The organism is Sediminicoccus rosea, assembly GCF_033547095.1.
In the GTDB taxonomy this organism is placed as follows: domain Bacteria; phylum Pseudomonadota; class Alphaproteobacteria; order Acetobacterales; family Acetobacteraceae; genus Roseococcus; species Roseococcus rosea.
Window position 1 is genome coordinate 1351940 of sequence record NZ_CP137852.1, and the last position, 26249, is coordinate 1378188.

Annotated in this window: 27 protein-coding genes; 16 read left to right on the forward strand and 11 right to left on the reverse strand. The window is 68.7% G+C overall.

The features are described from left to right. Positions 1–17: 17 nt before the first annotated feature. Positions 18–533 carry an acetolactate synthase small subunit gene (gene ilvN / locus R9Z33_RS06475; RefSeq protein ID WP_318650489.1) on the forward strand — a complete coding sequence of 172 codons (516 nt, stop codon included), beginning with the start codon at positions 18–20 and terminating at the stop codon, positions 531–533. 408 nt (positions 534–941) lie between these two features. After that, complete coding sequence (gene ilvC, locus R9Z33_RS06480; RefSeq protein ID WP_318650490.1) at positions 942–1958, forward strand: ketol-acid reductoisomerase; 1017 nt, start codon at positions 942–944, stop codon at positions 1956–1958. Between the two features lie 126 nt (positions 1959–2084). Here ilvC and R9Z33_RS06485 read toward each other — a convergent pair whose 3' ends face one another. The 3 genes from R9Z33_RS06485 to R9Z33_RS06495 form a co-directional block, all read right to left on the reverse strand. Continuing rightward, positions 2085–3551: a methyl-accepting chemotaxis protein gene (locus R9Z33_RS06485; RefSeq protein WP_318650491.1), complete on the reverse strand. Its 1467-nt coding sequence runs from the start codon at positions 3549–3551 to the stop codon at positions 2085–2087. Positions 3552–3663: 112 nt separating this feature from the next. Further along, on the reverse strand, positions 3664–4071 hold the full coding sequence (locus tag R9Z33_RS06490; protein WP_318650492.1) for an OmpA family protein: 408 nt from the start codon (positions 4069–4071) through the stop codon (positions 3664–3666). A 78-nt stretch (positions 4072–4149) separates the two neighbouring features. Then, a complete protein-coding gene (locus R9Z33_RS06495) occupies positions 4150–4620 on the reverse strand; it encodes an OmpA family protein (RefSeq protein WP_318650493.1) in 471 nt (156 codons plus the stop codon). A gap of 113 nt (positions 4621–4733) precedes the next feature. On the opposite strand from R9Z33_RS06495, the gene puuE reads away from it, so the two are divergent. Continuing rightward, on the forward strand, positions 4734–5693 hold the full coding sequence (puuE, locus tag R9Z33_RS06500) for an allantoinase PuuE (RefSeq protein WP_318650494.1): 960 nt from the start codon (positions 4734–4736) through the stop codon (positions 5691–5693). Positions 5694–5729: 36 nt separating this feature from the next. On the opposite strand, the gene aqpZ is transcribed toward puuE, so the two are convergent. After that, positions 5730–6416, reverse strand: a complete 687-nt coding sequence (gene aqpZ / locus R9Z33_RS06505) for an aquaporin Z (RefSeq protein WP_318650495.1) — start codon at positions 6414–6416, stop codon at positions 5730–5732. 95 nt (positions 6417–6511) lie between these two features. Continuing rightward, positions 6512–7492 carry a Bug family tripartite tricarboxylate transporter substrate binding protein gene (locus tag R9Z33_RS06510; protein WP_318650496.1) on the reverse strand — a complete coding sequence of 327 codons (981 nt, stop codon included), beginning with the start codon at positions 7490–7492 and terminating at the stop codon, positions 6512–6514. Positions 7493–7810: 318 nt separating this feature from the next. Between R9Z33_RS06510 and R9Z33_RS06515 the strand changes: the two genes are divergently transcribed. The 6 genes from R9Z33_RS06515 to rodA all read left to right on the forward strand — a co-directional run bounded on the left by R9Z33_RS06515 (position 7811) and on the right by rodA (position 15355). Beyond that, the gene (locus R9Z33_RS06515) at positions 7811–9415 is read left to right on the forward strand and encodes a 2-isopropylmalate synthase (protein WP_318650497.1); all 1605 of its coding nucleotides are present in this window, start codon (positions 7811–7813) and stop codon (positions 9413–9415) included. Between the two features lie 126 nt (positions 9416–9541). Then, on the forward strand, positions 9542–10585 hold the full coding sequence (locus R9Z33_RS06520; RefSeq protein ID WP_213616110.1) for a rod shape-determining protein: 1044 nt from the start codon (positions 9542–9544) through the stop codon (positions 10583–10585). 125 nt (positions 10586–10710) lie between these two features. Next, entirely contained in the window at positions 10711–11574 is an 864-nt protein-coding gene (gene mreC, locus R9Z33_RS06525; protein WP_318650498.1) for a rod shape-determining protein MreC, read from the forward strand. A gap of 34 nt (positions 11575–11608) precedes the next feature. Beyond that, positions 11609–12118, forward strand: coding sequence for a rod shape-determining protein MreD (locus R9Z33_RS06530; protein ID WP_318650499.1), 510 nt, complete (start codon positions 11609–11611; stop codon positions 12116–12118). Positions 12119–12168: 50 nt separating this feature from the next. Further along, positions 12169–14037, forward strand: a complete 1869-nt coding sequence (gene mrdA, locus R9Z33_RS06535; protein ID WP_404830678.1) for a penicillin-binding protein 2 — start codon at positions 12169–12171, stop codon at positions 14035–14037. 166 nt (positions 14038–14203) lie between these two features. After that, a complete protein-coding gene (gene rodA, locus R9Z33_RS06540) occupies positions 14204–15355 on the forward strand; it encodes a rod shape-determining protein RodA (protein ID WP_318650501.1) in 1152 nt (383 codons plus the stop codon). Positions 15356–15381: 26 nt separating this feature from the next. Here the strand turns inward: rodA and R9Z33_RS06545 are convergent, their stop codons facing one another. After that, positions 15382–15768 carry a c-type cytochrome gene (locus R9Z33_RS06545; RefSeq protein ID WP_318650502.1) on the reverse strand — a complete coding sequence of 129 codons (387 nt, stop codon included), beginning with the start codon at positions 15766–15768 and terminating at the stop codon, positions 15382–15384. Positions 15769–15965: 197 nt separating this feature from the next. Here R9Z33_RS06545 and R9Z33_RS06550 point away from each other — a divergent pair, with 197 nt between their 5' ends. Beyond that, a complete protein-coding gene (locus tag R9Z33_RS06550) occupies positions 15966–16232 on the forward strand; it encodes a hypothetical protein (RefSeq protein WP_318650503.1) in 267 nt (88 codons plus the stop codon). Positions 16233–16270: 38 nt separating this feature from the next. On the opposite strand, the gene R9Z33_RS06555 is transcribed toward R9Z33_RS06550, so the two are convergent. Both R9Z33_RS06555 and R9Z33_RS06560 read right to left on the reverse strand, forming a co-directional pair. Further along, positions 16271–16669: a c-type cytochrome gene (locus R9Z33_RS06555; protein WP_318650504.1), complete on the reverse strand. Its 399-nt coding sequence runs from the start codon at positions 16667–16669 to the stop codon at positions 16271–16273. A gap of 122 nt (positions 16670–16791) precedes the next feature. Beyond that, complete coding sequence (locus R9Z33_RS06560; protein ID WP_318650505.1) at positions 16792–17142, reverse strand: thiol-disulfide oxidoreductase DCC family protein; 351 nt, start codon at positions 17140–17142, stop codon at positions 16792–16794. 53 nt (positions 17143–17195) lie between these two features. Between R9Z33_RS06560 and R9Z33_RS06565 the strand changes: the two genes are divergently transcribed. From R9Z33_RS06565 to R9Z33_RS06575, 3 genes are read left to right on the forward strand one after another with little or no spacing between them, the layout of a single operon-like run. Beyond that, positions 17196–17717 (forward strand): demethoxyubiquinone hydroxylase family protein, encoded by a 522-nt coding sequence (locus tag R9Z33_RS06565; protein ID WP_318650506.1) that lies wholly within the window; start codon positions 17196–17198, stop codon positions 17715–17717. 3 nt (positions 17718–17720) lie between these two features. After that, positions 17721–18158 carry a YqaA family protein gene (locus R9Z33_RS06570; protein ID WP_318650507.1) on the forward strand — a complete coding sequence of 146 codons (438 nt, stop codon included), beginning with the start codon at positions 17721–17723 and terminating at the stop codon, positions 18156–18158. Between the two features lie 39 nt (positions 18159–18197). Continuing rightward, a complete protein-coding gene (locus R9Z33_RS06575; protein ID WP_318650508.1) occupies positions 18198–19712 on the forward strand; it encodes a phytoene desaturase in 1515 nt (504 codons plus the stop codon). Here the strand turns inward: R9Z33_RS06575 and R9Z33_RS06580 are convergent. After that, positions 19700–20443, reverse strand: coding sequence for a hypothetical protein (locus tag R9Z33_RS06580; RefSeq protein WP_318650509.1), 744 nt, complete (start codon positions 20441–20443; stop codon positions 19700–19702). The genes R9Z33_RS06575 and R9Z33_RS06580 overlap by 13 nt on opposite strands. A 100-nt stretch (positions 20444–20543) precedes the next feature. On the opposite strand from R9Z33_RS06580, the gene R9Z33_RS06585 reads away from it, so the two are divergent. Together R9Z33_RS06585 and R9Z33_RS06590 are read left to right on the forward strand one after the other, a co-directional pair. Continuing rightward, positions 20544–21914, forward strand: a complete 1371-nt coding sequence (locus tag R9Z33_RS06585) for a cytochrome P450 (protein WP_318650510.1) — start codon at positions 20544–20546, stop codon at positions 21912–21914. Next, on the forward strand, positions 21911–23029 hold the full coding sequence (locus R9Z33_RS06590) for an ATP-grasp domain-containing protein (protein ID WP_318650511.1): 1119 nt from the start codon (positions 21911–21913) through the stop codon (positions 23027–23029). Before R9Z33_RS06585 ends, R9Z33_RS06590 begins: the two co-directional genes overlap by 4 nt. Here the strand turns inward: R9Z33_RS06590 and R9Z33_RS06595 are convergent. Beyond that, positions 23026–24102 carry an isocitrate/isopropylmalate dehydrogenase family protein gene (locus R9Z33_RS06595; RefSeq protein WP_318650512.1) on the reverse strand — a complete coding sequence of 359 codons (1077 nt, stop codon included), beginning with the start codon at positions 24100–24102 and terminating at the stop codon, positions 23026–23028. The two genes, R9Z33_RS06590 and R9Z33_RS06595, sit on opposite strands and share 4 nt — an antisense overlap. Before the next feature lie 80 nt (positions 24103–24182). Here R9Z33_RS06595 and R9Z33_RS06600 point away from each other — a divergent pair, with 80 nt between their 5' ends. Further along, positions 24183–25154 carry a Bug family tripartite tricarboxylate transporter substrate binding protein gene (locus tag R9Z33_RS06600; RefSeq protein WP_318650513.1) on the forward strand — a complete coding sequence of 324 codons (972 nt, stop codon included), beginning with the start codon at positions 24183–24185 and terminating at the stop codon, positions 25152–25154. A gap of 3 nt (positions 25155–25157) precedes the next feature. Here the strand turns inward: R9Z33_RS06600 and R9Z33_RS06605 are convergent, their stop codons facing one another. Then, complete coding sequence (locus R9Z33_RS06605; protein ID WP_318650514.1) at positions 25158–26237, reverse strand: patatin-like phospholipase family protein; 1080 nt, start codon at positions 26235–26237, stop codon at positions 25158–25160. Positions 26238–26249 lie beyond the last annotated feature (12 nt).

Genomic DNA, 26249 nt, shown 5'->3' on the forward strand with positions numbered 1-26249 from the left:
AACATGTGGATGGTCTGATGTCTGGAACGAATACGCGCACGGCCACGATCGCCGTGCTGGTGGAGAACGAGGCCGGCGTGCTGGCCCGTGTCATCGGCCTGTTTTCCGGCCGCGGCTACAACATCGACAGTCTGACCGTCGCCCCGGTCGAGGAAGAGGGGCGCCTCTCCCGCATCACCATCGTCACCTCGGGCACCGAGATGGTGATCGAGCAGATCAAGGCGCAGCTCGACCGCCTGGTCCCCGTGCACCGCGTGCATGACCTGACCATGGAAGGCCCGCATCTGACGCGCGAGCTGGCGCTGATCAAGGTGGTGGGCCGCGGTGAGCATCGCGTCGAGGCGTTGCGCCTGGCCGATGCCTTCCGCGCCCGCGTGGTGGACGCGACGACGGAGAGCTTCGTCTTCGAGATGACCGGCAATGCCGAGAAGATCGACGCCTTCTGCGGGCTGATGCGCCCGCTCGGCCTCAAGGAAGTTTGCCGCACGGGGGCAGTTGCCATCGCGCGCGGTCCGCGCTCAATGGAGAGGTGAGTGCAGGAGATCGCAGTGAGCAAGTCAGACGAACTTCGCTTGTTTTTGGTGACGTTTGACGCAAATTCTGAATCGCGGGAACACTACAAGAAACTCCGTGCGTCCTCAAATGTTCGTATGCCGACTACCCTCTATAATGGTGTAGACAAATATTTGTCTGATCATGGCGTATTTTTGAAGCCAATGCATCAGGTTCGCCTCATTTTGACGTACGAAAGAGCGCCAACTATTAGGAGTGGAATTAAACGACTGATCGGTACGAGGCCTATTTTTGTGACCAGACTGTCAAAAGAATGGGCGGGCTGTCATCCAGATGAGGCTATTCGACAGAAGTTCGGTCGTTGGCTGAGAGGTAATTATTTGCAGAGTGAGCTTTTGGAGCTTCGCTCGTTAGGGAAGGATTAATAAATGCGCGTCTATTACGATCGTGATGCCGATGTGAACCTGATCAAGGCGAAGAAGGTCGCCGTGATCGGCTTCGGCTCCCAGGGCCACGCCCATGCCATGAACATGCGCGACAGCGGCGTGAAGGATGTGGTCATCGGCCTGCGTCCGGGCGGTTCCTGGAAGAAGGCCGAGGCCGCCGGCTTCAAGGTGATGTCCCCCGCCGATGCGGCCAAGTGGGCCGATGTCGTCATGGTGCTGACGCCGGATGAGCTGCAGGGCGACCTCTACCGCGAGCACCTGCATGACAATCTGCGCCCCGGCTCCGCACTCGCCTTCGCGCATGGCCTGAACGTGCATTTCAACCTGCTCGACCCGCGCCCGGACATCGACGTGTTCATGATCGCGCCCAAGGGCCCCGGCCACACGGTGCGCGGCGAGTACCAGAAGGGCGGCGGCGTGCCCTGCCTCGTGGCCGTCGCGCAGAACCCCTCGGGCAATGCGCTCGAGATCGCGCTCTCCTACGCCTCGGCCGTGGGCGGCGGGCGTTCGGGCATCATCGAGACGACCTTCAAGGAAGAGTGCGAGACCGACCTCTTCGGTGAGCAGGTGGTGCTCTGCGGCGGCCTCGTGGAACTCATCAAGGCCGGCTACGAGACGCTGGTCGAGGCCGGCTACGCCCCCGAGATGGCGTATTTCGAGTGCCTGCACGAGGTGAAGCTCATCGTGGACCTGATCTACGAGGGCGGCATCGCCAACATGAACTACTCGATCTCCAACACGGCCGAGTACGGCGAATACGTGACCGGCCCGCGCATCATCACCGCCGAGACCAAGGCCGAGATGAAGCGCGTGCTGGAGGACATCCAGTCGGGCAAGTTCGCCCGCGACTGGATGCTGGAGAACAAGGTCAATCAGGCCAGCTTCAAGGCCACCCGCCGCCGCCTGGCCGAGCACCCGATCGAGGAAGTGGGCGCCAAGCTGCGCGCCATGATGCCCTGGATCACCAAGGGTGCCCTGGTGGACAAGGCGCGCAACTGAGCCTGCGTCCAGCGCAGACGAAAAGGGGCCGGCGGAGCGATCCGCCGGCCTTTTTTCATGCGGGGCGGCGCCGGACGCGGCGGGGCGCCCGGGGCGAGGACGCGCCCCAGACCTTGATCCGGCGCCTCAGCTGGCAAGCGCCTCCGCGATCTGGCGCGTCTGCCCGATCGCGGTCGAGACCTGGCCCACGGCCGCCTCGATCTGGCCGATGCTGCCATTGGCCTCCTCGATCGCGGCCAGGGCGCTCCCCATGGAGGTGGCCATGCCCATGGAGACGGCCTTCTGCTCCTCCACCGCCGCGGCCGTGACGCTCACGCTCTCGGTGATCGTCGTCATCGAGGTGCGGATGCCCGAGACCGCGCCGGCCACACTCTGCGAGGTCTGCTGCAGGCCATCGATTTCGCTGCGGATCTGCTCCGTTGCGCGGGCGGCCTGCAGGGCCAGGTTCTTCACCTCGGAGGCGACGACGGCGAAGCCCTTGCCCGCCTCGCCCGCGCGAGCCGCCTCGATCGTGGCGTTGAGGGCGAGCAGGTTGATCTGGCTCGCGATATTGCCGATCAGGTCCACGATGCCGGTCATCGCCTGCGCGGCGGCGGCCAGTTCATCGGCGCTCTTCGCGACCTGTACGGCCCGGTCCAGGCCAGAGGCCGCGGCCTCGCGCGTGCGGGCCATGGTCTGCGCGATCTCGCCGGTGGAACTGGCCAGCTCGCCGCTGCTGGCCTCCACATCCCGCACATTCGCCACGGTGGAGGCGGTGGCGCCCGAGGCGGCGGCGGCCGACTGCGTGGATTGTCCGACGGCGCCCTCGATCTCGGCGATCTGCTGGCGCAGCTTCTGCTGCATCTCCACCTTGCTCGAAGCGTCCACGGCGAATTTCACGACCTTCGTGACCTCGCCCTTCTCGTCCATGATCGGGTTGTAGGTCCCCTCGATCCAGACCACGCGGCCGCCCTTGGCGATGCGGCGGAAGCGGGCGACGCGAAATTCGCCCGCGCGCAGGCCGTCCCACATCGCTCGGTATTCCGCGCTGCCGGCATCCTCCGGCAGCAGGAACATGCGGTGATTCTGGCCGACCACCTCCGCCTCACCGTAGCCCATGGTCTCGAGGAAGATGGGGTTGGCCCGCAGGATCGTGCCATCGGTCGCGAATTCGATCACGGCCTGGCTGCGGTTGATCGCCGCAAGTTGGGCGGCGTAGTCGAGGTTCAGCAGGCGGTGGCGCGCATCCGCCCATTCGACGACGAAGCCGAGCTTGGCGCCCTTGTCCGTCAGCGGGGAAACGAGAAGGTCGAACTTGCGGCTGCCGACCGAGATGGTCGCGGCATGCGGCTTTTCCATCGCGGCCAGCATCCGGCGCTGATGCGTGGGCGTCTTGTGGAAGATGTCGATGTTGCTGCCGATCAGCTTGTCCAGGTCGAAGCGGGGCAATTCCCGCTTCAGCTCGGCCGCCGCCTCCCGCATCAGGGCCATGGCGGCCGCGTTCACATAGGTGATGTTGAGCCCGGGATCGGCCAGCATGACGCGGGCCCCCAGCGCCTCGAGCGCGACGATCTTCGGGGTGGCGTGCTCGGCGGCGGGATTTCTGAGAAACATCGGGGGTCTCCGGCAGGGGGAGGCCGCGCGCCCGGGGGCCGCGACCCAACAAGGCCGATAACCAGAAGCCGTGAAGAAAGTTCTAACCGCCGGGGCCGGGATCGCCGGCGGGTTACCGCACGCGGACGAGAACCACCCCGGGCTCCGCGCCGCGCGACATGCCCGCGTTCACGATGCGGATGCGCCGGCCCGGGATGCCGCGCCCGGTCAGCGCGCGCCGCACCGCCATGGCGCGTGCCCGCGCGACGGAGAAATCCATTCCAGCGGCATGGGTGATGATGGTGGCGACGGAACGCGGCTCGGCGAGGAGGCGGGCGAGAATGGGGGCGAGGCTGGCCTGCCCGGCCTCGTCAAGGCTGGAACTGCCGGGCGCGAAGCGCACCGACGCCGCAACCCTGGATGCGGCGGCCGGCCGGACTTCACCCGGTGCAGGGGATCCCGGGCGCCGCTCCTGCGCCCAGGCCGCCAGGCTGAACAGGATCGTCACGCCCAGGGCGCCGGCGAGAATGGAACGAGACATGGGGGAACTCCCTCGGGCACCGGGTCCGCGCGGAACCCAACACCCGAAGGCGGGGGCGGTTTCCCGCCCCGTCCGGAATTACCGCTGGCCGCGGTCCACGCGGACTTCGACGCGGCGGCTCTCCAGGCTCTCGAAGCCCGGCGTGGCGCCGCGGTAGAGGATGCGGATACGGTTCCGCGGCACGCCGTTCTCGACCAGGGTGTCAGCCACGACGCGGGCGCGCAGGCGCGAGAGGATCATGTTCGCCTCGGCCGAGCCGCGCGGATCGGCATAGCCGACCACCAGCACGGGGATGCGCGGATTGGCCTTGATGTAGGTGGCGACCTCGGCCAGGGCGACGCGGGCGGGCTCCTCAAGGAAGGCCGACCAGGCCTCGAAGAAGATCGGCAGGGCGCGGTTCGGGTCCACCTGCGTCGCGGTCGGAGCAGGGGCGGCGGCCGGGGCCGGGGCGGGCGGCGCGGCGGTCACCGCGGGGGCAGGGGTCTCGGCGCAGGCGGCCAGCGCCAAGAGGGCGGCGCCGAAGGCGGCTGGGGTGAGGCGGCGGGACATGGGCTCTTCTCCTGGATCGTCCGGCGAATCGGCGGCGTTCCCTTGTCTTTTGCTACAGCCCCGCGCCGCTGTCACCGCTTGACCGTGGCTTCGGGCCGTTGAAGCTGTGCGGCATGAGCAAGACGCCCCCTCCGCACCCCGTCGCGCCCCATGTGATGGCGCCCGGCACGACCTATCCGCGCGACCTGCGCGGCTATGGCGCGACGCCGCCCGACCCGCGCTGGCCCAACGGCGCGAAGCTCGCCCTCTCCTTCGTGCTGAACTACGAGGAGGGCGGTGAGAACACCGTGCTGAACGGCGATGCGGGCTCCGAGCTGTATCTCCACGAGGTGCCCGGCGGCAGCCCGACGCTGGGCGAGCGCAACCGCACGGTGGAGACGCAATTCGACTACGGCGCGCGGGCCGGCGTCTGGCGCGTCATGCGCCTCTTCGCCGCCCACGGGCTGAAATTCACCGTCTATGGCGTGGGCCGGGCCCTGGAACTGAACCCCGACGTGACGCGCGCCTTCGCGGCGGCGGGCCATGAGGTGGCAAGCCATGGTTGGCGCTGGATCGACTACCATTCCATGCCCGAGGCCGAGGAGCGCGCCGAGATCGCCCGCTGCGTCGAGACCATCGAGCGGCTGACCGGCAAGCGGCCGGTCGGCTGGTACACGGGCCGCATCAGCCCCAACACCCGCCGCCTCGTCGCCGAGCATGGCGGTTTCCTCTACGATAGCGATTCCTACGATGACGACCTGCCGCACTACATCGAGGTGGCAGGCCGGCCGCAGCTCATCATCCCCTACACGCTCGACGCCAATGACATGAAATTCGCTGTGCCGCCCGGCTTCGGCGACCCGGACGGCTTCGAGCGCTACCTGCGCGACGCGGTCGAGATGCTGCGGGCGGAGGGCGCGGCAGGTGCGCCCAAGATGATGAGCGTGGGTCTGCACTGCCGCCTGGTCGGGCGGCCGGGGCGCGCGGCGTCGCTCGCGCGCTTCCTGGACCATGTGGTGGCCTGCGGTGATGTCTGGGTCGCGACGCGCGAGGAGATCGCGCGTCACTGGTGGGCGACCCACCCGCCGAAATGAGCGGGAAGGGGGCGGCGCGCCGCCCCCGACCGGTTCCTAGTCTTCGTCGCTGAAGCGATGCGCGAGGCCCGCCAGCGCCGCCCCGATCATCGGCGCCACCCAGAAGAGCCAGAGCTGGTGCAGCGCCGTGCCGCCCAGCACCACCGCCGGGCCCGTGCTACGGGCCGGGTTCACCGAGGTGTTGGTGACCGGGATGCTGATCAGGTGGATCAGCGTGAGCCCCAGGCCGATGGCGATGGGCGCGAAACCCGCCGGTGCCCGCTTGGAGGTGGAGCCCAGGATGATCATCAGGAACATGAAGGTCATGACCAGCTCGGTCACGAAGCCGATGGCCATGCTGTATTTGCCGGGCGAGGCATCGCCGTAGCCATTGGCCGCGAGCCCCTTGCTGATGTCCCAGCCCGGCGCGCCGGAGGCGATGGCATAGAGGAGCATGGCGGCCAGGATGGCGCCCGCAACTTGCGCGACCATGTAGGGAATCGCCTCATCGGCGTCGAAGCGGCCGGCGCAGACCAGGCCGAGCGTGACGGCCGGGTTCAGGTGGCAGCCCGAGACATGGCCGATGGCATAGGCCATCGTCAGCACGGTCAGGCCGAAGGCGAGGGCAACGCCCAGAAGGCCGATCCCCACCTCGGGGAAGGCCGCGGCCAGCACGGCGCTGCCGCATCCGCCGAGCACCAGCCAGAACGTGCCCAGAAATTCGAAACCGAGTCTTTGCGGCATACCATGCCTCCTCGTAGATTTTTTTCTTCCCAGCCGGGACCAAGCTACACGTCATTCACGCCCGGAGAGAAGAGGGCATGTAAAAGCCGATTCAGCTACTCGGTGATGCGCTCGATCCGGTTCACCCGCACCACCTCGCGCCAGCGCGCCACTTCGCTCTGCACATGCTGCGCGAAACGGTCCGGCGGGCCGCCTTCCGGGCGGGCGCCGAGGTCGCGCAGGCGGGCCTGCACCGCCTCGTCGGCGAGGGCCATGTTGAAGAGCTGGTTGAGCCGCGCGACCACGGGGGCCGGTGTGCCGCGCGGCGCCATGTAGCCGAACCAGGGCTCGATCACGGCATCCGACATCCCGGCCTCCTCCAGTGTCGGCACGTCGGGCAGGGCCGCGTCACGGGTGCGGCCGCTGACCACGAGCGCGCGCAGCTGCCCGCCGCGGATGGCGCCGATCAGGGTGGGCGTGTTCTCGAAGAACATCTGCGTATCACCCGAAATCACCGCCTGCATGCCCGGCGCGCCGCCCCGGAAGGGCACATGCGTCATGGTCAGGCCCAGCCGCCCGTTGAGGAATTCGCCGAGCAGGTGGTTCGAGGCGCCGAAGCCCGAGGAGGAGAAGTTCACCCGGTTCCCCTCGCGCTTCGCCCAGGCGACGAATTGTTGGAAGTCGCGCGCCGGATGGTCGGGGCGGACGACGAGCGCGTTCATCACGCTGGCACTCCAGAAGACCGGCACCAGGTCGCGCTCGATGTCGAAGGGCATGCGGGCGTAGATGGCGGCATTGATCGCGCAATTGCCGATGGTGCAGGCGCCGAGCGTATAGCCGTCGGGTGCCGACTGCGCGGCCGCTGCCATGCCGATATTGCCGTTGGCGCCCGAGCGGTTCTCCACCACCCAGCGATGCGGCAGATCGCGCGAGGCTCGCTCGGCCAGGATGCGGGCGATGAGGTCCGTCGCGCCCCCGGGCGGGAAGGGCACGATGATCCGGACCGGCCGTTCCGGGGTCCATTCCTGGGCCGACCCCTGGGCCATGGCGGGCAGGGTGAAGAGCAGGGCGCAGAAGGCCAGCAGGCTGCGGCGCATGGGTTTCCTCCGGTTTTGTTGCGACGGAGCTTGGCCGGGCCGGTGGCCGGCGTCCATGGGGCAAATGCCCCGCTTGATCCAACCCCCGCCGGGGCCTATGTTGCCACTATGGCGATGATGACTGCATGCGTGATGCTGTCCGCCGGGCTCCTGGCGCTCCAGGCCCGGGCGCTTCCGCTCGCCCTCCTTCCGGCCCTTCGGCCGCTTCGACTTTCCCGCCCCTGGGTGTGACACGCGGCCGCGCGCGGCCCGCACCACTCAGGGGACCCTGAACCATCAGGGGCATGCACCGGAAACGTCGAACCTCACGAGATCGCCATGAGCATCAATCATCCTTCCTTCGGCAAGCTTGAAGCTGGCCGCATCATCATCTTCGACACCACGTTGCGAGACGGCGAGCAGTCGCCCGGCTTCTCGATGAACCTGGACGAAAAGCTGCGCATGGCCGAGGCCCTGCACGAACTCGGCGCCGATGTGCTGGAGGCGGGCTTCGCCATCGCGAGCCCCGGCGATTTCGAGAGCGTGCAATCCATCGCCAAGCGCTTCTCGAAGGATGGCCCGGTCATCGCCAGCCTGAGCCGCGCCAACGCCGCGGACATCCTGGCCTCCGCCGAGGCGACCAAGCCCGCCGCCCGTCCGCGCATTCATATCGTGCTCGCGACCAGCGACCTGCACATGCGCGTGAAGCTGCGCATGACGCGCGAAGAGGTGCTGGAGCGCATCACCGAGAGCGTCAGCCTCGCCCGCAACCACGCGGCCGATGTCGAGTGGTCGGCCGAGGATGGCTCGCGCTCCGACCTCGATTTCCTGTGCCGCTGCGTGGACACCGCCATCAAGGCGGGTGCGACCACCATCAACATCCCCGACACGGTGGGCTATTCGCTGCCGGCCGACATGGGCCTGATCTTCTCGACCCTGATCAACAAGGTGCCGGACGCGGACAAGGTCATCTTCTCCGCGCACAACCACAATGACCTGGGTCTGGCCGTGGCCAACACGCTCGCCGCGATCCAGGCGGGCGCGCGGCAGATCGAGTGCACCATCAACGGCATCGGCGAGCGCGCCGGCAATGCGAGCCTGGAAGAGGTCGCGATGGCGCTGCGCACGCGGCACGACGCGCTGAAGCTGCGCACGGGCATCGAGAGCAAGCGGATCCTGCGCACCTCGAAGCTGCTGGCCACCATCACCGGCTTCGACGTGCAGCCGAACAAGGCCATCGTCGGCCGCAACGCCTTTGCGCATGAGAGCGGCATCCATCAGGATGGCGTGCTGAAGGATGCCTCGACCTACGAGATCATGACGCCGGAATCCGTGGGCTGGACCACCAACTCCATCGTGCTCGGCAAGCATTCCGGCCGTGCCGCCTTCCGCGACCGGCTGAAGACCCTGGGCTACGAAGTCGGCGACAACCAGTTGAACGACGCCTTCAAGCGCTTCAAGGATCTGGCTGACCGCAAGAAGGTCGTCTACGACGAGGACATCGCCGCGCTGGTGGATGACGAGGTCGGCCGCGGCAATGACCGCATCAAGCTGACCGGCCTCAATGTCTCGACCGGCATGGGCACCAAGCCCATGGCGACCATCGCGCTTGACGTGGATGGTGAGCGGCGCGACGGCATGGCGATGGGCGATGGCGGCGTGGACGCCACCTTCAACGCGCTGCGCCAGGCCTTCCCGCATGACGTGAATCTCAAGCTCTTCGCCGTGCAGTCGGTCACCGGCGGCACCGACGCGCAGGCGCGCGTCACCATCCGTCTGGAGGAGAACGGCAAGCTGGTGGACGGCCAGGGGGCGGACACCGACACCATCGTGGCCGCCGCCCGCGCCTATGTGCATGCGCTCAACAAGCTGCTGGTGAAGCGCGAGCGGACCGAGCCGCCGCCGGTGCCGAGCATGGCCGCGGCGGTGGCGCAAGGCGACTGAGACCCGGGACCGGCAGGGGAAGGGGAGGCGGGGCCGCGTGATGGCTTGCCCCGGGGGGCGCTAGGCGCTACGCCACTCCCCACCCCTCCGTTCCCCCCACCGCCCACCCGCTGGAAGGCATCGCGCATGTTCTCACGCCTGTTCGGCTTCCTCTCCGCCGACATGGCCATTGACCTCGGCACCGCGAACACGCTTGTTTACGTGAAGGGCCGGGGCATTGTGCTGAACGAGCCCTCTGTCGTCGCCATCTCCGACAATCGTGGCCGCAAGCAGGTCCTGGCCGTGGGCGAGGAGGCGAAGCAGATGCTGGGCCGCACGCCCGGCAACATCGCGGCCATCCGCCCGCTGCGCGACGGCGTCATCGCCGATTTCGAGGTGGCGGAGGAGATGATCAAGCACTTCATCCGCAAGGTGCACAACCGGCGCAGCTTCACCTCTCCGCTCATCATCGTCTGCGTGCCCTCCGGCTCCACCGCGGTCGAACGCCGCGCGATCCAGGAGAGTGCCGAGAGTGCGGGCGCCCGCAAGGTGCTGCTGATCGAGGAACCCATGGCCGCGGCGATCGGCGCCGGCCTTCCGGTGACCGAGCCCTCGGGCTCCATGGTCGTGGATATCGGCGGTGGCACCACGGAAGTGGCGGTGATCAGCCTGGGCGGCATCGTCTATGCGCGCTCGGTCCGCGTCGGTGGGGACAAGATGGACGAAGCGGTCATCAGCTACATCCGCCGCACCCACAACCTGCTCATCGGCGAGAGTTCCGCCGAGCGGATCAAGATGGAGATCGGCGCTGCGGCACCGCCCTTCGATGGCGAGGAAGGCCCGCTCACCGAGGTGAAGGGCCGCGACCTCATGAACGGTGTCCCGCGCGAGGTGGTGGTGAGCCAGCGCGAGATCGCCTATGCGCTGCTCGAGCCGGTCACGCAGATCGTGGATGCGGTGAAGGTGGCGCTGGAGAACACGCCGCCCGAACTCGCGGCCGACATCGTGGACAAGGGCATCGTGCTGACCGGCGGCGGTGGCCTCCTGTATCGCCTGGACGAAGTGCTGCGCGATGCGACAGGCCTGCCTGTTGTCGTGGCAGAGGAGCCGTTGAACTGCGTGGCCATGGGCACGGGCCGCGCCCTGGAGGAGCTGAAGCGGCTTCGCCAGGTGCTGACTTCGATGTATTGAGAGGGTTGTCCTCGCCTTTTTGGTTCTGCTGACTGGTTCTGAGCGATTTCCCCTGCTGCGGGACATGATGTCCCCGTGAGCCTGGTCTCAATTCCCCAAGGGGCCCCCCCAGGGGCGGAGCTGCCGTGATCCGTCTGAGTATCCCGCTGCGACAGGCATTGGCCCGGCTGTCCCTGCCGGTGCTGATCGCGGCTGCCTTCGGCATCATGCTGCTGGGCAAGGCGGATGCCGTGCTGATCGAGCGCGCGCGCATGGCGCTGGCCGATGCGCTCTCTCCCATCTGGGCGGCGGTGCAGCAGCCCGTCTCGGCTGTGCGTGGGGCGGTGCAGGAGGCGGAGGCGCTGTGGCACATGCGGGCCGAGAACGTCCGCCTCACCGAGGAAAACGAGCGGCTGCGCCGCTGGCAGGCCACCGCCTTGGCTCTGGAGGCCGAGAACGCGTTGCTGCGCCGCCAGCTCGCCTGGGTGCCCGACCCCGCGCCGCAATTCCGTACCGCGCGCGTCGTCGCCGATGCCGGCGGCACCTATGCCCGCGCCGTGCTGTTGGCGACGGGTCCGCAGCATAATGTCCGCAAGGGGCAGATCGCCCTGGACGAGCGCGGCTTTGCTGGCCGGGTGACCGAAGTGGGCAGCCGCTCGGCCCGGGTCCTGCTGGCGACCGACATCAACAGCCGCGTGCCCGTGACGCTGGAAGGCAGTCGCGCGCGTGCCATCATGGTGGGCAACAACACGGCACGCCCCCGCCTGCAGCATTGGCCCGAGGGCACGCTGCCGCGCGAGGGAGATCGGGTGGTGACCAGCGCCCAGGCCGGCGCCTTCCCCGCGGGCCTACCGGTCGGCGTGGTGCGCTGGACCGAGAGCGGCGCCGTGGAGGTCGAGCTCTTCGCGCATCTGGAACGGCTGGACGTGCTGCGCCTTTTTGACTTCGGGCTCTCGGGAATCCTGCCGCCGGAAGCGGTCGCCCGGCCCGAGCCGCGCGGACGGCGCTGAGCTCATGGTCTCCAAGGGCCGGCCAGAGCCGCCCATGGGCCTGCTCCGCCGCCTCGACGCTGCGGCGCGGGCGGGATTTCCGGGGATGTTCACCGCCTTCCTGATCATCCTGGCGGCGGTGCCGGTCGGCATTCCCGGAATCGTGGGCGCGGTGTCACTGCCCTGCATTTTCTTCTGGACGATCTTCCGCCCGGCTGCCATGCCCGCGCCCGTGGTGTTCTCCCTGGGACTCTTGCAGGATCTGCTCTCCTTCGCCGCGCTGGGCACGGGGGTGCTCACGCTGCTCATCCTGCACGGCGTGACGCTGCGGCTGCGCGACATCCTGGCGCGGCAATCCTTCCTGGCCAATTGGCTGGTGTTCTGCGGCTTCGCGCTGTGCGCCGTAACGCTCGGCTGGGTGCTGCAGGCCATCCTCGGCTGGATGCTGCCGCCGGTTGCGCCGGGGCTGCATCAGCTCGGCATCGCTGCGGGCCTCTATCCGGCGCTGGCCTGGGTGCTGTCCCGCGTGCACACGGCGATGCGGCGCGCGGAGACGGCGCTGTGAGGTTCCCGCGCATCTTCCGCCGCACCAAGGGCGGCATCGAGAATTTCAGCATGCGCGGGGTGAAGCGCGAGGAGGAGGAGCGCCGCGGCGTCTTCACCCGCCGCGCGCTGCTGCTGGGCAGCGTCCAGCTTGGGGCCTTCGGCTTCCTGGGCTACCGGCTCCACAAGCTCCAGGTCGAGCAGGGCGAGCGCTATGCCACGCTGGCGGAGGAGAACCGCCTCTCCGCGCGCCTCATCTCGCCGCCGCGCGGGCGCGTGCTCGATCGCAATGAGCGCGTCGTGGCCGGCAATCGCCTGAACTGGCGCGCCCTGCTGGTGGCCGAGCACACGGCCGATGTCGGCGCCACGCTCGAGACCTTCAGCCGCATCGTGCCGCTGGCCGAGCATGAGCGTGCCCGTGTCGAGCGCGATGTGCGCCGCCGCCGCCGCTTCGTGCCCGTCATCGTCCGCGAATTCCTGACCTGGGAGGAGATGGCGCGCATCGAGGTGAACGCGCCCGACCTGCCTGGCATCCTGATCGATGTCGGCACCACGCGCATCTACCCGGAGGCCGAGCACCTCGCCCATATCGTCGGCTATGTGGCGCCGCCCGCCGAGCGCGACATGGATGGCGACCCGCTGCTGCAATTGCCCGGCATCCGCGTGGGCCGGGCGGGGATCGAGCGGCACCATGATCAGGTGCTGCGCGGTCGCGCCGGCGCGGTGCAGCTGGAGGTGAACGCGGTGGGCCGCGTGATCCGCGAGCTGGACCGGCGCGAGGGCATGCCCGGCCAGGACATCGAGATCAGCGTGGATACCGAGCTGCAGAAGGCGCTCCGCGGCAAGATCGAGGAAGGCACCTCGGTCGTCGTGATGAACGCCCGCAACGGCGAGGTGCTGGCCATGGCGAGCCAGCCGAGCTTCGACCCCAACGTCTTCAACTCGGGCGTCAGCAGCGCGCAGTGGCGGCAATGGACGGCGAACCGCGCGACGCCGCTCATCAACAAGGCGACGAACGGGCTCTATGCGCCGGGCTCCACCTTCAAGATGGTGGTGGCGCTCGCCGGGCTCGAGGCGCGCGTGATCACGACGGGCGAGCGCATCAGCTGCCCCGGCCATTTCGACCTGGGCGACAGCCGTTTCCATTGCTGGAACCGCAACGGCCATGGCGCGGTGGACATGCGCGCCGCCCTCAAGGTGAGCTGTGACGTCTATTTCTATGAATTGGCAAAGCGCCTCGGCATCAACCGGATCGCCGCCATGTCCCGCCGCTTCGGCCTGGGTGTGGACCTGGAGATCGAGTTGCCGGGCACCCGGCGCGGCCTCGTGCCGACACGCGAGTGGCGCGAGGCGCAGGGCCGGTCCTGGGCGCTGGGCGACACGGTGGTGCATGGCATCGGCCAGGGCTTCTACCAGCTCACGCCGCTCAGCCTCTGCACGATGACGGCGCGGCTCGCGACCGGGCGGGCGGTGCAGCCGCATCTGACGCGCAGCATCGGCGGGCGCCCGGTGCGCGGCAGCCGGCCGGAGGACTGGCCGACCATGGGCATCCCCGACCGCGACATGCGGCTGGTGCGCGATGCCATGTGGGCCGTGGTGAACGAGCAGGGTGGCACGGCGCTGACATCACGCCTGCCAGGCGGCTACGGCATGATGTCGGGCAAGACGGGCACCACGCAGGTGCGCCGCGTGACGCGCGAGCAGCGTGAGCGCGGCTTCAATGTCAGCCAGGTGCCGCGCGAATGGCGGCCGCACGCGCTGTTCGTCGGCTATGCCCCGCATGACAATCCGCTCTATGCGGTGAGCGTGATCGTCGAGCACGGGACGTCAGGCTCCGGCACGGCGGCACCGCTCGCGCGCGATGCGCTGGTCGAGACCTTCAACCGCTTCCGCCAGACCCCGCCCGGGCCGCGCGTGGCGGAGAGCGGACGGCGGACGTGATGCGGCAACTCATGCCGAGCGCATCCGAACAGGTCCAGCGCCGTGCCCGGAGAAGCCGGCCGCAAAGCGGCCGGCGGGCCCAGCCCGCCCTTCCCATCAGCTCCATCAGTCCCCGGCGCGCCAGCCAAGCCGCCGGAGGTGGCGCCCGGCGCCTGAGGGCCAGATAATGTCCACCGTCTTTGAGAAGCGGCTGCTGACGGGCGATCGTGGCGCCGGCATCCTGCAGAAGCTCTGGCAGATCCCCTGGCTCTTCGTCCTGCTGCTCTGCGCGGTGGGCAGCATCGGTTATGTCGCGCTCTATTCGGCGGGCAGTGGCAATCCGGACCTCTACGCCACCAAGCATGCGCTGCGCTTCGGCTTCTGCCTTGTGCTCATGCTCTGCATCGGCTTCGTGGACATCCGGCTGGTCGCGAAGCTGGCGCCGCTTGGCTACATCGTCGGCGTCGGCCTGCTCGTGCTCGTCGCGCTGCATGGCGAGGTGGGGAAGGGCGCGCAGCGCTGGGTGGATCTGGGGCCGCTCCAATTGCAGCCCTCGGAACTGATGAAGATCATGCTCGTGCTGGCCCTCGCCGCCTGGTTTCACCGGGCGAGCTGGGACCGGGTGGGCAATCCCTTCTTCCTGGTCATCCCCGCCATCCTCGTGCTCGTCCCGGTGGCGCTGATCTTCAAGCAGCCCAATCTCGGCACCTCGCTGATCACCGCGGCGCTGGGCGGCGCCATGTTCTGGGCGGCGGGTGTGCGCTGGTGGAAATTCGCCGCCATCATCGGCGCGGTGGTGGCGGCAGCCCCCATCGTCTATGAGAATCTGCGCGATTATCAGCGCGCGCGCATCACGACCTTCCTCGACCCCGAGAGCGACCCTCTGGGTGCCGGCTACAACATCATCCAGTCGAAGATCGCGCTTGGCTCGGGCGGGCTCTGGGGCAAGGGCTTCCTGCAGGGCACGCAGGGCCACCTGAACTTCCTGCCCGAGAAGCAGACGGACTTCATCTTCACCATGATCGCCGAGGAATTCGGCCTGGTGGGCGCCATGGGCACGCTCGCGCTGCTCATGGGCATCGTCGCCTTCTGCTTCCTGGTGGCACTGCGCTGCCGCCACCAGTTCGGCCGGCTGCTCGCCATCGGCCTGGGGACGAACTACTTCCTCTATATCTTCGTGAATGTTGCCATGGTCACGGGCAGCATTCCCGTGGGCGGCGTGCCCCTGCCGCTCATCAGCCATGGCGGCAGCGCGATGCTCACCACCATGATCGGCTTCGGCCTGCTGATCAGCGCCTGGGTGCACCGCGACGCCGAATTCGGGCCGGCGCAGGACTGAGCTTCAGTCCGCGCCGGCGCCGAGCCTTACTGCGCCGTGCTGGCGCGCTGCAGATAGGCGAGCAGGTCGTTCAGCTGCTGCTCGTTGCGGATGCCGGCGAAGGACATCGAGCCCCCGGGCACTACCGCCTTCGGGTCGGTCAGGTAGGCGCGCAGATTCGCCTCATTCCAGCTCAGGCCCTCGCCCGCCTTGGTCCGCATCGGCGCGGAATAGCGGAAGCCCTCGACCGCGCCCGCGGCCCGGCCCCAGACGCCGTAGAGGTTCGGGCCCACGCCGTTGCGGCCGCCCTGGTTGATCGTGTGGCAGGCGCGGCACTGGTTGAACACCCGCTGCCCGGCATCCGCATCCTGCGCCATCGCGCCACTCATGGGCGCCAGGGCCAGGGCCGCCGCCGCCATCATCCAAACCCGCATCAGACCATCCTCCATGCACATGTCGTATCGTTGTTAATGGGCATTCCTGACCTTCGTGCAATACCCGCGACATGCTGGCAAGGTGTCCTTCGCGACCAGCTGGACGGTGCCGGGGTTGCATCGGTTCGGGGGGCGGGCATTCCGCGGGAGAAGCTGATGCGACGAATGACGGCGAAGCGGCGGCGGGCCGGCCGGTGATGGCGGAGTTCTTCGCCTCGGGCCGGGTGGCCGATCTCATCCTGCTGATGCTGGTCCTGGAGGGGGCGGCGCTCGGCCTCTATCACCACCGGACGGGGCGGGGGATCGCTCTCGGGGCGATCCTGCCCTTCCTGCTGGCCGGGGCGGCCTTTGCCCTCAGCCTGCGCGCGGCGCTGACCGGGGCCGGCTGGACCTGGGTGGCCCTGCCGCTGATGGGCGCCTTTGGCGCCCATCTCTGGGACATCGCCGCGCGCTGGCGGCGCTGAAGCGTGACCCGCCGGGGCGGATCACGCGCCGTGGCGGCTTACTGCCCGCCGACCTGGCGCAGATAGGCGATCACGTCGCTGATGTTCTGCGCATTGTCCTTGAAGCCGGCGAAGGACATGGTGCCGGCCGGCACGACGGCCTTGGGATCGGCCAGGTAGGCACGCAGATTCGCCTCGTTCCAGACCAGGCCCTCGCCCGCCTTGGCGCGCATCGGCGCGGAGTAGCGGAAGCCCTCGATGGAGCCGGCCGCACGGCCATAGACGCGGTAGAGGTTCGGGCCCACGCCGTTGCGGCCGCCCTCATTGGCGGTGTGGCAGGCGCGGCACTGGTTGAACAGGCGCTGCCCGGCCTCGGCATTGCCGGCCGGCGCGTCCTGGGCCAGGGCGGCCAGGGGCGAGAGAGCCACGAGAGCGGCGGCGAGAATGATGGAGCGCATGCGCGGGAAGTCTCCTCGGGGTGGGGCGCGGCGAAAGCCGAGCCAGCGCGTTGGAATAACGCCCCGAATTCGCCAGAAACAACTTTCTGGCACATGACGTTTGCGCAACGGTCCAGGTGGGCTCAGCGCCAGGCGCGACGGACCCGCAGAAAGCCCTGATAGCCAAGCTCCAGGGCGGGCGCGACCACGGGCCAGGCCGCGATGCGGCCGAGCCAGGCCCAGCGGGGCAGGGCGCTCCAGAGGGCGGCGAAGGCGGCGGCGCCGCTCGCCATGCTGCCATCGGCGCGGCGCACATGCATGCGCGCCAGCGCCGCCTCCCGCGTCAATCCGGGCGCAAGCGGCGCATCGGGGCGGGAGACATCCACAAAGCAGACGGCCTCGGCCCCCTCCGCACGGCGATAGGCCGCGATCTCGCGCGAGCAGACCGGGCAGGCGCCGTCGTAATAGACCTCGGTGCGGGCTTCCTGGGGCATGCCAAGCAGATGGTGGGCTTGCCGCCTGCCGCAACCGGGCGATATGGGCCGGCATGCAAAGCTACCCAGACTGGCTGATCGCCGAACTCCGCTCCGACCATGCCGGCGAGACCGGTGCGGTGATGATCTATCGCGGCATCCTCGCCTTCTGCCGGGACGAAGCCCTGCGCGACTTCGCCCAGCGCCACATGGCGACCGAGCAGGGCCACCTGCGCCTGATCGAGGAGGTGCTGCCCAAGCACCAGCATTCGCGCCTGCTGCCCATCTGGCGCGTGGCCGGCTGGATTACCGGCGCGCTGCCGGCGCTGTTCGGGCCCCGCGCGGTCTATGCGACCATCGATGCCGTCGAGACCTTTGTGGACCACCACTATCAGCAGCAGCTCGACCGGCTGGATGCCGAGCGGATCTTCCCCGAACTCCGCGCGATGCTGGCCCGCTGCCAGGAGGAGGAGGTGCATCACCGAGACGAAGCGCGGGAGATGCATGGCGGCGTGGTGGGCGCGCTGGTGCGCGGCTGGGGCAAGCTGGTGGGCTTTGGCAGCGAGGCGGCGGTGCATGCGGCCCGGCGCATCTGAGGCGTGTCGGCGCTGATCGCCTATCTCAGCCTCGCCGCCTCGGCCTTCGTCGCCGCGACGGTCTTTCCCCTGCAATCCGAGGCGGTCCTGGTCGGCCTCATGCTGGCCGGCGAGCAGCCCGTCTGGGCGCTGGTGCTGGTCGCCAGCGTCGCGAACACGGCGGGTTCGGTGGTGAACTGGTGGCTGGGCGGGGTGATCCACCGCTACCGGGACCGGCGCTGGTTCCCCGCCTCGCCCGAGGCGCTGGCCCGGGCGGAGGGCTGGTATCGCCGCTGGGGCCACTGGTCCCTGATGCTGAGCTGGGCGCCCATCATCGGGGACCCGCTGACCGTCATCGCCGGGGTGCTGCGCGAGCCGCTCTGGCGCTTCCTGATCCTGGTGGCCCTGGCCAAGACCGGCCGCTACGTGACCCTGGCGCTGATCACCCTGGGGCTCACCTGAAGATTGCCTTTGACGGGGCAAGTGTCACATGATGTTGACATGTTGCAGCGCTCCCCGGACCTACGCCCCCACGCCATCATCATCGGCTCCGGCTTCGGCGGCCTGGCCGCCGCCGTGCGCCTGGGCGCGCGGGGCTATCGCGTCACCGTACTCGAGAAGCTCGATGGCCCGGGCGGGCGCGCCTATGTCTATCGCCAGGACGGCTACACCTTCGACGCCGGGCCCACGATCATCACGGCGCCCTATATCCTGGAGGAGCTCTGGACGCTCTGTGGGCGCAAGATGTCCGATGACATTGACCTCCGCGCCATAGACCCCTTCTACAAGATCCGCTTCGACGACGGCGAGACCTTTGCCTGCACAGCCGACCTCGACGCCATGCGCGCCGAGGTTGGGCGCATCTCGCCCGGGGATGTGGAGGGCTTCGACCGCTTCATCCGCGACAGCGAGGCGATCTACAAGGTCGCGTTCGAGGAACTGGCGGACCAGCCCTTCCATCGCTTCACCACCATGCTGCGCGCCATTCCGAACATGCTGCGCCTGGGTGGCTACCTCACCGTGCACCAGAAGGTCGCCACCTATTTCAAGAACGAGAAGCTGCGTGTCGCCTTCAGCTTCCACCCGCTGCTGATCGGCGGGAATCCCTTCACCACCACCGCCTACTACTGCCTGATCGCGCATCTGGAGCGGCTGCACCGCGTGCATTACGCGATGGGCGGCACGGGCGCCGTGGTGCAGGGCCTGGTCGGCCTCGTCGAGCATGTGGGCGGCACCATGCGTTACAACGCCGAGGTCGCGCAGATCACGGCGGAGCAGGGCCGCGCCACTGGCGTGCGCCTCGCCTCGGGCGAGCATCTCGCGGCCGATGTCGTGGTCTCCAATGCCGATGTCGCCTGGACCTACAGCAAGCTGCTATCCGAGACGCCGCGCAAGCGCTGGACGGACCGGAAGCTGGGCCGCGCGCGCTACTCCATGTCGCTCTTCGTCTGGTATTTCGGCACCACGAAGCGCTTCGAGGACGTCTATCATCACACGATGGTGCTGGGCCCGCGCTATCGCGGGTTGCTGAAGGACATCTTCACCACCAAGCGGCTCGCCAAGGATTTCAGCCTCTATCTGCATCGGCCGACGGCGAGCGACCCTTCGCTCGCCCCGCCGGGCTGCGATGCCTTCTATGTTCTGGCCCCCGTGCCGCATCTGGGCAGCGGGACGGATTGGCGCGCACAGGCCGAACCCTATCGCGCCGCCATCCAGAAGCGCCTGGAGGAGACGGTGATGCCGGGGCTCGGTGAGGTCATCGCCACCTCGCACATGCTGACGCCGCAGGATTTCCAGGACCGCCTGTCCTCGGTCAACGGCGCCGCCTTCTCACTGGAGCCGCAGCTTTTCCAGAGCGCCTGGTTTCGTCCGCACAATAAGAGCGAGGAGGTGGAGGGGCTGTACCTGGTCGGCGCCGGCACGCATCCGGGCGCGGGCGTGCCCGGCGTGATCTCCTCGGCGCGCGTGCTGGACGAGATCGTGCCCGACCCCGTGCCCCTCCGTCAGCCGGCGTAGCTCGCTGCCGCGCGCCGCTGGCGGAACTGCAGCGCCACCTTGCGTTGGTGGTAGAGGATCAGCGAGATCCCGGTAACGAGCGGGATGGACCAGAGCCCGGGATGCAGCGCCAATTCCGGCAGGATGCGGACTGAGCCGAAGGCGAAGAAGGCCGTGTAGACCGAGATTCCGGCGCCCACGAGCGCCTTGATGTGCTCATCCAGCCAGTCCTTCTCGCCCCGCACCGGCTTGTAGAGGAAGCGCAGGTTGGTGCCCGCCGTGGCCAGGCCCACCACGGTCAGGCCGATCATCAGGAACTGGCCGATCAGCCAGCCCTGGATGGCGCAGTTCACGGCGGCGGCGATCAGCAGGAATTGCAGCGCGATGTTGAAGCGGGTCAGGTTCCGCGCGTGGTCGCGCCGGTTCTGCACGCAGAGCCAGCCATACCAGGCGAGGTTGATGGTGAGGATGCCCATGTGCAGCATCAGCCACCCGAAGATGCCGCGGACGAAGGGCGCGTCGAACATGCCCTCCAGATGCGGATGCGTGCCCATGGGGTCGAAGATGGTGAGCAGGCTCATGCAGACGGCGAAGCCGCCGGTGGCCAGCATGCAGATGGTGAAGACCTTGCCCCAGCGCTTGTGGTTCACGCCGCCCTTGCGGCCGATCACCGGCACCCAGAAGGCGATGGCGCCGGTGCTGCCGGTGATGATGTGCAGCGCGACCAGCGTGTGAAAGAGATGCAATTCCATGGACGGGCGACCCTGATCTCCAAAGTGACAATGCGACTTGACACATGGGCTTGTAAAGCGGGAACGTCATCCAGCTCGCCTGCGTCGGGGATGGCTTTGAATGGTTTTGGAATCAACACTTTACGAGCCGCCCAGGCCCCGTCCGCTCTCGCCCGTCCTGGCCCTGATCCGCGCCGCGGCGCGCGGGGATGGAGACCTCCTGAGCCTCCTCCCGGCCGAGGCCTACCGGATGGCGATCGGCCCGCTCGGCTATTCGCGGCGCTCCATCGTGATCGTGAATGCGCCGGAGCTGGTGCGCACCATCCTCTATGACACCAAGGACATCTTCCCCAAGAATGACCTGATGGTGGATGCGCTGGAGCCGCTGGTGGGCAATTCCATCTTCGTCTCCAGCGGCCCCGAATGGCGCCGCCAACGCGCGATGATCGACCCGGCCTTCAGCATGATGCGCGTGAACCGCGCCTTCGCGCCCATGGTCGCCGCCGTGGATGATTGCGAGGCGAAGCTGGATGCCGAAGAGGGCCGCTTCTCGCTCGACCTGCTGATGAGCCATCTGACGGCGGATGTGATCTGCCGTACCGTCTTCTCCACCTCGCTCGCCACGCAGACCGCGCATGACGTCTTCGAGGCCTTCACGGTGTTCGAGCGCAGCGTGGCGCAGGTCGAGTATCGCCGGCTGATCATGGACCCGGCCTTCAAGCCGGTGGCGCAGAAGCCCGAGGTGCTGGCAGCCTGCGAGAAGATCCGCGGCCATCTGGGGGACCTGGTGGACACCCACCTCGCCGAGGGACATTCCTTCGACGACATCGCCACCGCGGTCATCGCCGCGCGCGACAGCTTCGACCAGAAGGCCTTCACGCGCAAGGAATTGCTGGACCAGCTGGGCGTGCTGTTCCTGGCCGGGCACGAGACCTCGGCGAGCGCGCTCACCTGGGTCTTCTTCCTCATCGCGACGCAGCCCGAGGTGGTGCGCCGCATCCGCGCCGAGGTGGATGAGGTGGTGGGCGAGGGCGAGGTGGAGTTCGAGCACACGCGCCGCATGCCCTACATCATGAACGTCTTTCGCGAGACGCTGCGGCTCTACCCGCCCATCACCTTCCTGCCCCGCGTGGCGCTGGAGGACACGATGCTGGGCGAGCGGCGCATCAAGCGCGGCGCCATGCTGATGGTGGCCCCCTGGATCCTGCATCGGCATGACCTCTACTGGCGCAACCCGCATGGCTTCGACCCCGACCGCTTCCTGCCCGAGCGCAAGGAAGAACTGACGCCCGGCGCCTACCTGCCCTTCGGAATCGGCCCGCGTGTCTGCGTGGGTGCGGCCTTCGCGCAGACGGAAGCTGCCCTGATCGTGGCGCGGCTGATCCGCCGCTACGACTTCCATCTGGAGGAGGCGGAGAAGGTGCGCCCCGCGGCGCGCCTGACCACGCGGCCGACGAAGCAGATCATGTGTCGCGTGACACGCGCCAGATGACACGGACGGTCCTGCTCACGCTGGGCCGTCTGCCCAAGGCGCTCGACATCGCCCGCAGCTTCGCGATGAACGGCTGGCGCGTGGTGGTCGCGGAACCCTTCAAGCGGCATCTGGCAGGCGCCTCCAACATGGTGGCGAAGAGCGTGCAGGTGACCGCGCCGGCCGTCAGCAAGCAACGCTACCTGGAGGAACTGGCCGCCATCATCGCGGCCGAGGGCGTGGAGCTGGTGGTGCCCGTCTCGGAAGAGACGATGCATGTCACCTTCCTGCGCGACCTGGTGCCGGACGGCGTGCGCATCTTCACCATGCCGCCGGACGCGCTGCTGCCCGCCTATGACAAGCACGGCTTCATCCATCTGGCGGAGGCGGCCGGCGTCAGCGTGCCCGAGACGCACGCCATCGGCACGGCGGGTGCGGTGGCCTTGGCAGCCGCCGGGCCGGTGGTGGTGAAGCCCGTTCATTCCTGCTCCGGCCGCGGCGTGCGCATCCTGCCGGCCGGCGCAGCGCTGCCCGACGAGACCGGCAGCGTCGTCCAGCGCTTCATTCCCGGTGAGGTGCATTCCTCCTGCTCCGTGGCGCATGAGGGGCGCGTGCTTTCCACCGTGATCTATCGCGGCTCGCTCTTCTCCGGCTCCGTCGCCATCGCCTTCGAGCGTGTGCAGAACCCGGTGCTGTTCGAGCGATGGATCGAGGATTTCGTCCGCCACGTGAACTGGTCGGGCTTCATCTCCTTCGACTTCGTGCTGGACGCGCAGGGCATGCCGCATGGGATCGAGTGCAACCCACGCACCACCAGCGGCCTGCATTTCTTCGAGACGGCGGACATCGCGCCCGCCATCCTGGACGCCCGCCCCCCGCGCCACCGCGCGACGCTGCACCTCCAGCAATTCTATTCCTGTTTGACCGAGACGCAGAAATCGGTCCTCACGCCACGCCAATTCCCGCGCAACCTGAAGGCGCTGCTGACCACGCCCGACGTCACCTGGGATGGGCGCGACAAGCGCCCTTTCCTGACGATGACCTGGACCTCCTGGGAGATCATCCAGCGCGCCATGAAGGCGGGGACGACCTTCGGCGAGGTCGCCACGCTCGATGTCGGCTGGTACGAAGGCTAGCCCAGCGCGGCGATGACGCGCCGCCCCACTTCGGCCGTGCCATGGCTCCCGCCGATATCGGGCGTGCGCAGTCCCTCCGCGAAGGCCTGGTCCACCGCGGCGCGGATCTCGCCCGCCGCCGCGCGCAGCGCATCCCCGCCGCCGCGCAGTGCCAGCCATTCCAGCATCATGGCACCCGAGAGGATCATTGCCGTCGGGTTGGCGAGACCCTTGCCCGCGATGTCGGGCGCCGTGCCGTGGCTCGGCTGGAACACGGCATGCTCGGCGCCGAGATCGGCCGAGGGCGCGAAGCCCATGCCGCCGATCAATCCCGCCGCGAGGTCGGAGAGGATGTCGCCGAACATGTTCTCGGTCGGCAGCACGTCGAAATCCCAGGGGCGGCGGATGAGGTCGAGCGCCATCGCATCCACGTAATGCGCATCGAAGACGATGCCCGGATGCTCGGCCGCGACCTCGCCGAAGACCTCGCGCAGCCAGGCAAAGGCGCGGAAGACATTGGCCTTGTCCACCAGCGTCACGCGGCCGGGCCGGCCCAGCCGCGCCGCGCGCTCGCCCGCCAGCTCGAAGGACATACGGGCCAGGGCGAGCGAGGTGGGGCGCGTCAGCCGCAGCGTCTCCTCCGCCATCTCGTGGGTGATGAGACCCTTGTCCTTGGAGAAGAACAGACCCTCCGTGCTCTCGCGCAGGATCACGAAGTCCATCTTCGCCGCGCGCGGATCACGCAGCGGCAAGGGCACGCCCGGAATGGCACGGATCGGCCGGACGCCGCCGAAGAGGCCGAGCCGCATGCGCAGCGTGATCTGCGGCGCCAGTTCGGTCCCGTCATCGCGGCGGATGCCGGGCCAGCCCATGGCGCCGAGCAGGATCGCATCCGCATCGCGCGACCGTGCGAACACCTCTTCCGAGAGATCCTCGCCGGTGTCGCGATAGGCCATGGCGCCCGCGCGATGCGACGAGAAGCGCAGGCCGAGCTTGTGGCGCTGGTCCACCGCCTCCAGCACGGCGAGGCCGGCTTCCATGACTTCCGGCCCGATGCCATCCCCGCCGAGCACGGCGATCTCGAAGCTGTTCACTGGCTTGCGCTTCTCCTCATTTGCCCCACAGGCTAGCGCCCAGAACCACGGCGGCAAGCCTGACCCGGAGGAACACCATCATGAATGCATCCCGCCGCGCGCTGCTGGCCGCGCCTTCGCTCCTGCCGCTCACCGCGCGCGCCCAGGGCGCCTGGCCCGACCGGCCAGTCCGCATCATCGTGCCCTTTCCGCCGGGCCAGGCGGCGGACATCTTCACCCGCCTCGTGGCGGACCAGCTCTCGCAGCGCTGGCCGCAGCGCGTGGTGGTGGAGAATCGCGGCGGCGGGGCCGGCGCGCCCGCGCTGGAAGCGGGCGCCCGCGCGGCCCCCGATGGCTACACGCTGATCGCCGGCACCTCGGGCACGCTCGGCGTCAATCCCTCCGTCCTGCCGCGCATCCCCTATGACGCGGAGCGTGACTTCGCCGCCATCACCAACATCGCCATGGTGCCGCTGCTGCTGGTGGCGCATCCCAGCTTCCCGGCCCGCACCGTGCAGGAGATGGCCGCCGCCGTGCGCGCCCGCCCGGGCGAGGTGAACATCGCCTCGGCCGGGCCGGCCACCAGCCAGCACATGGCGACGGAACTTCTGCAGCTTCGCACCGGCCTGCGCTTCAACATCGTGCATTATCGCGGCTCGGGCCCCGGCATGGCGGACCTGCTGGCCGGCAATGTGCCGCTGATGATGGACAGCGTGGCCAGCGCCCTGCCGCAGATCCAGGGCGGGCGGGTGCGCGCGCTGGCGGTGGCGCAGCCGCGCCGCGTTCCCCAGTTGCCCGATGTGCCGACCATCGCCGAGACGCTGGCACCCGGCTACGAGGCGGCGGGCTGGAGCGGCCTGGTTGCGCCCGCGGCGACGCCGGCCGAGATCATCCGCCGCATCTCCACCGATATCGGCGCCATCCTGCGCGACACGGCGATGCAGGAGCGCTTCCTCTCCATGGGCGCGATCGCCGATCCCGGCACGCCGGAGCAGTTCGCCGCCTTCATTCGCGCCGAGATCGTGAAGTGGCGCGAAGTGGCGCGCGCCGCGAATGTGCGGCTGGACGGCTGAGGCTCAGTCCGCTTCCAGCAGCCGGTCGATGTTGAGCGTGGAGCGCTGGCCGAGATCGGCGCCCCGCTCGCGCAGGAAGGCATCCATGGCGCGCCGTCCCTCATCCCGGAGCATGGTGAGGAAGGGCCATTCGGCATTGAGCTTGGAGGATGCGCCGAGCTCGGCCACGCGGTCGGAGCGGACGAGGTGCAGGCGCATGCTGGCCCAGTGCCGCGCCTCGGGATCGTCGATGCGCGCGGCGGCCCGGCGCAGCAGGGCGATCATCTCCAGCTCCTTCAGCAGGACGGCGTTGAAGGAGACCTCGTTCAGGCGGTTCAGGATATCGCGCGCGGCGCGCGGAATGCCCGGGCGCTGCACCGGGTTGATACCGACCAGGATGGTGTCGTCCGAGGTGCATTCGCGGATCAGGGGCGTCATGGTCGGGTTGCCGGCGAAGCCGCCATCCCAATAGCCGTCGCCCTCGATCTCCACCGCCTGAAACATCTGCGGCAGGCAGGCCGAGGCCATCAGGACCTGGGGCGAGATCTCGGCGTTGCGGAAGACGCGGCCGCGCCCGGTGCGGACATTGGTGGCGGTGATGAAGAGCTTGATCGGCGCCGCCGAGAGTCGCCCGAAATCGAGGTTCTGGGCCAGGATCTCCTCCAGCGGGTTGCCGCCGCCGAAGGGCATGTCATAGGGCGAGAAGAGGCGCGACATCACGTCCATCGCCACATAGGCGGGCGAGGAATCGAGCGTCCAGCGATCGAGCATGATGTCGAGCGGGCCGCGCTTCAGCGGGCTCAGGGCCGCCGCGCGGGAGACACTGCGCCAGAACTTCTCCAGCGCCGCGCGCGCCCCCTCGGCGCCGCCCTCCGCATGGCCATCCGCCAGCACGGCGGCGTTCATCGCGCCGGCCGAGGTGCCGGAGATCGCCTCGATCTTCAGCCAGTCCTCCTCCAGCAGGCGGTCCAACACGCCCCAGGTGAAGGCGCCGTGGCTGCCGCCGCCCTGCAGGCCGAGATCGATCAGCAGCGGATCGCGCCGTGACGGCTCGGGATTCGCGGGCTTCGGCTTGGCGGGCTGGCGCTTCGGGGATGTGGCCATGAAGTCCTCGTG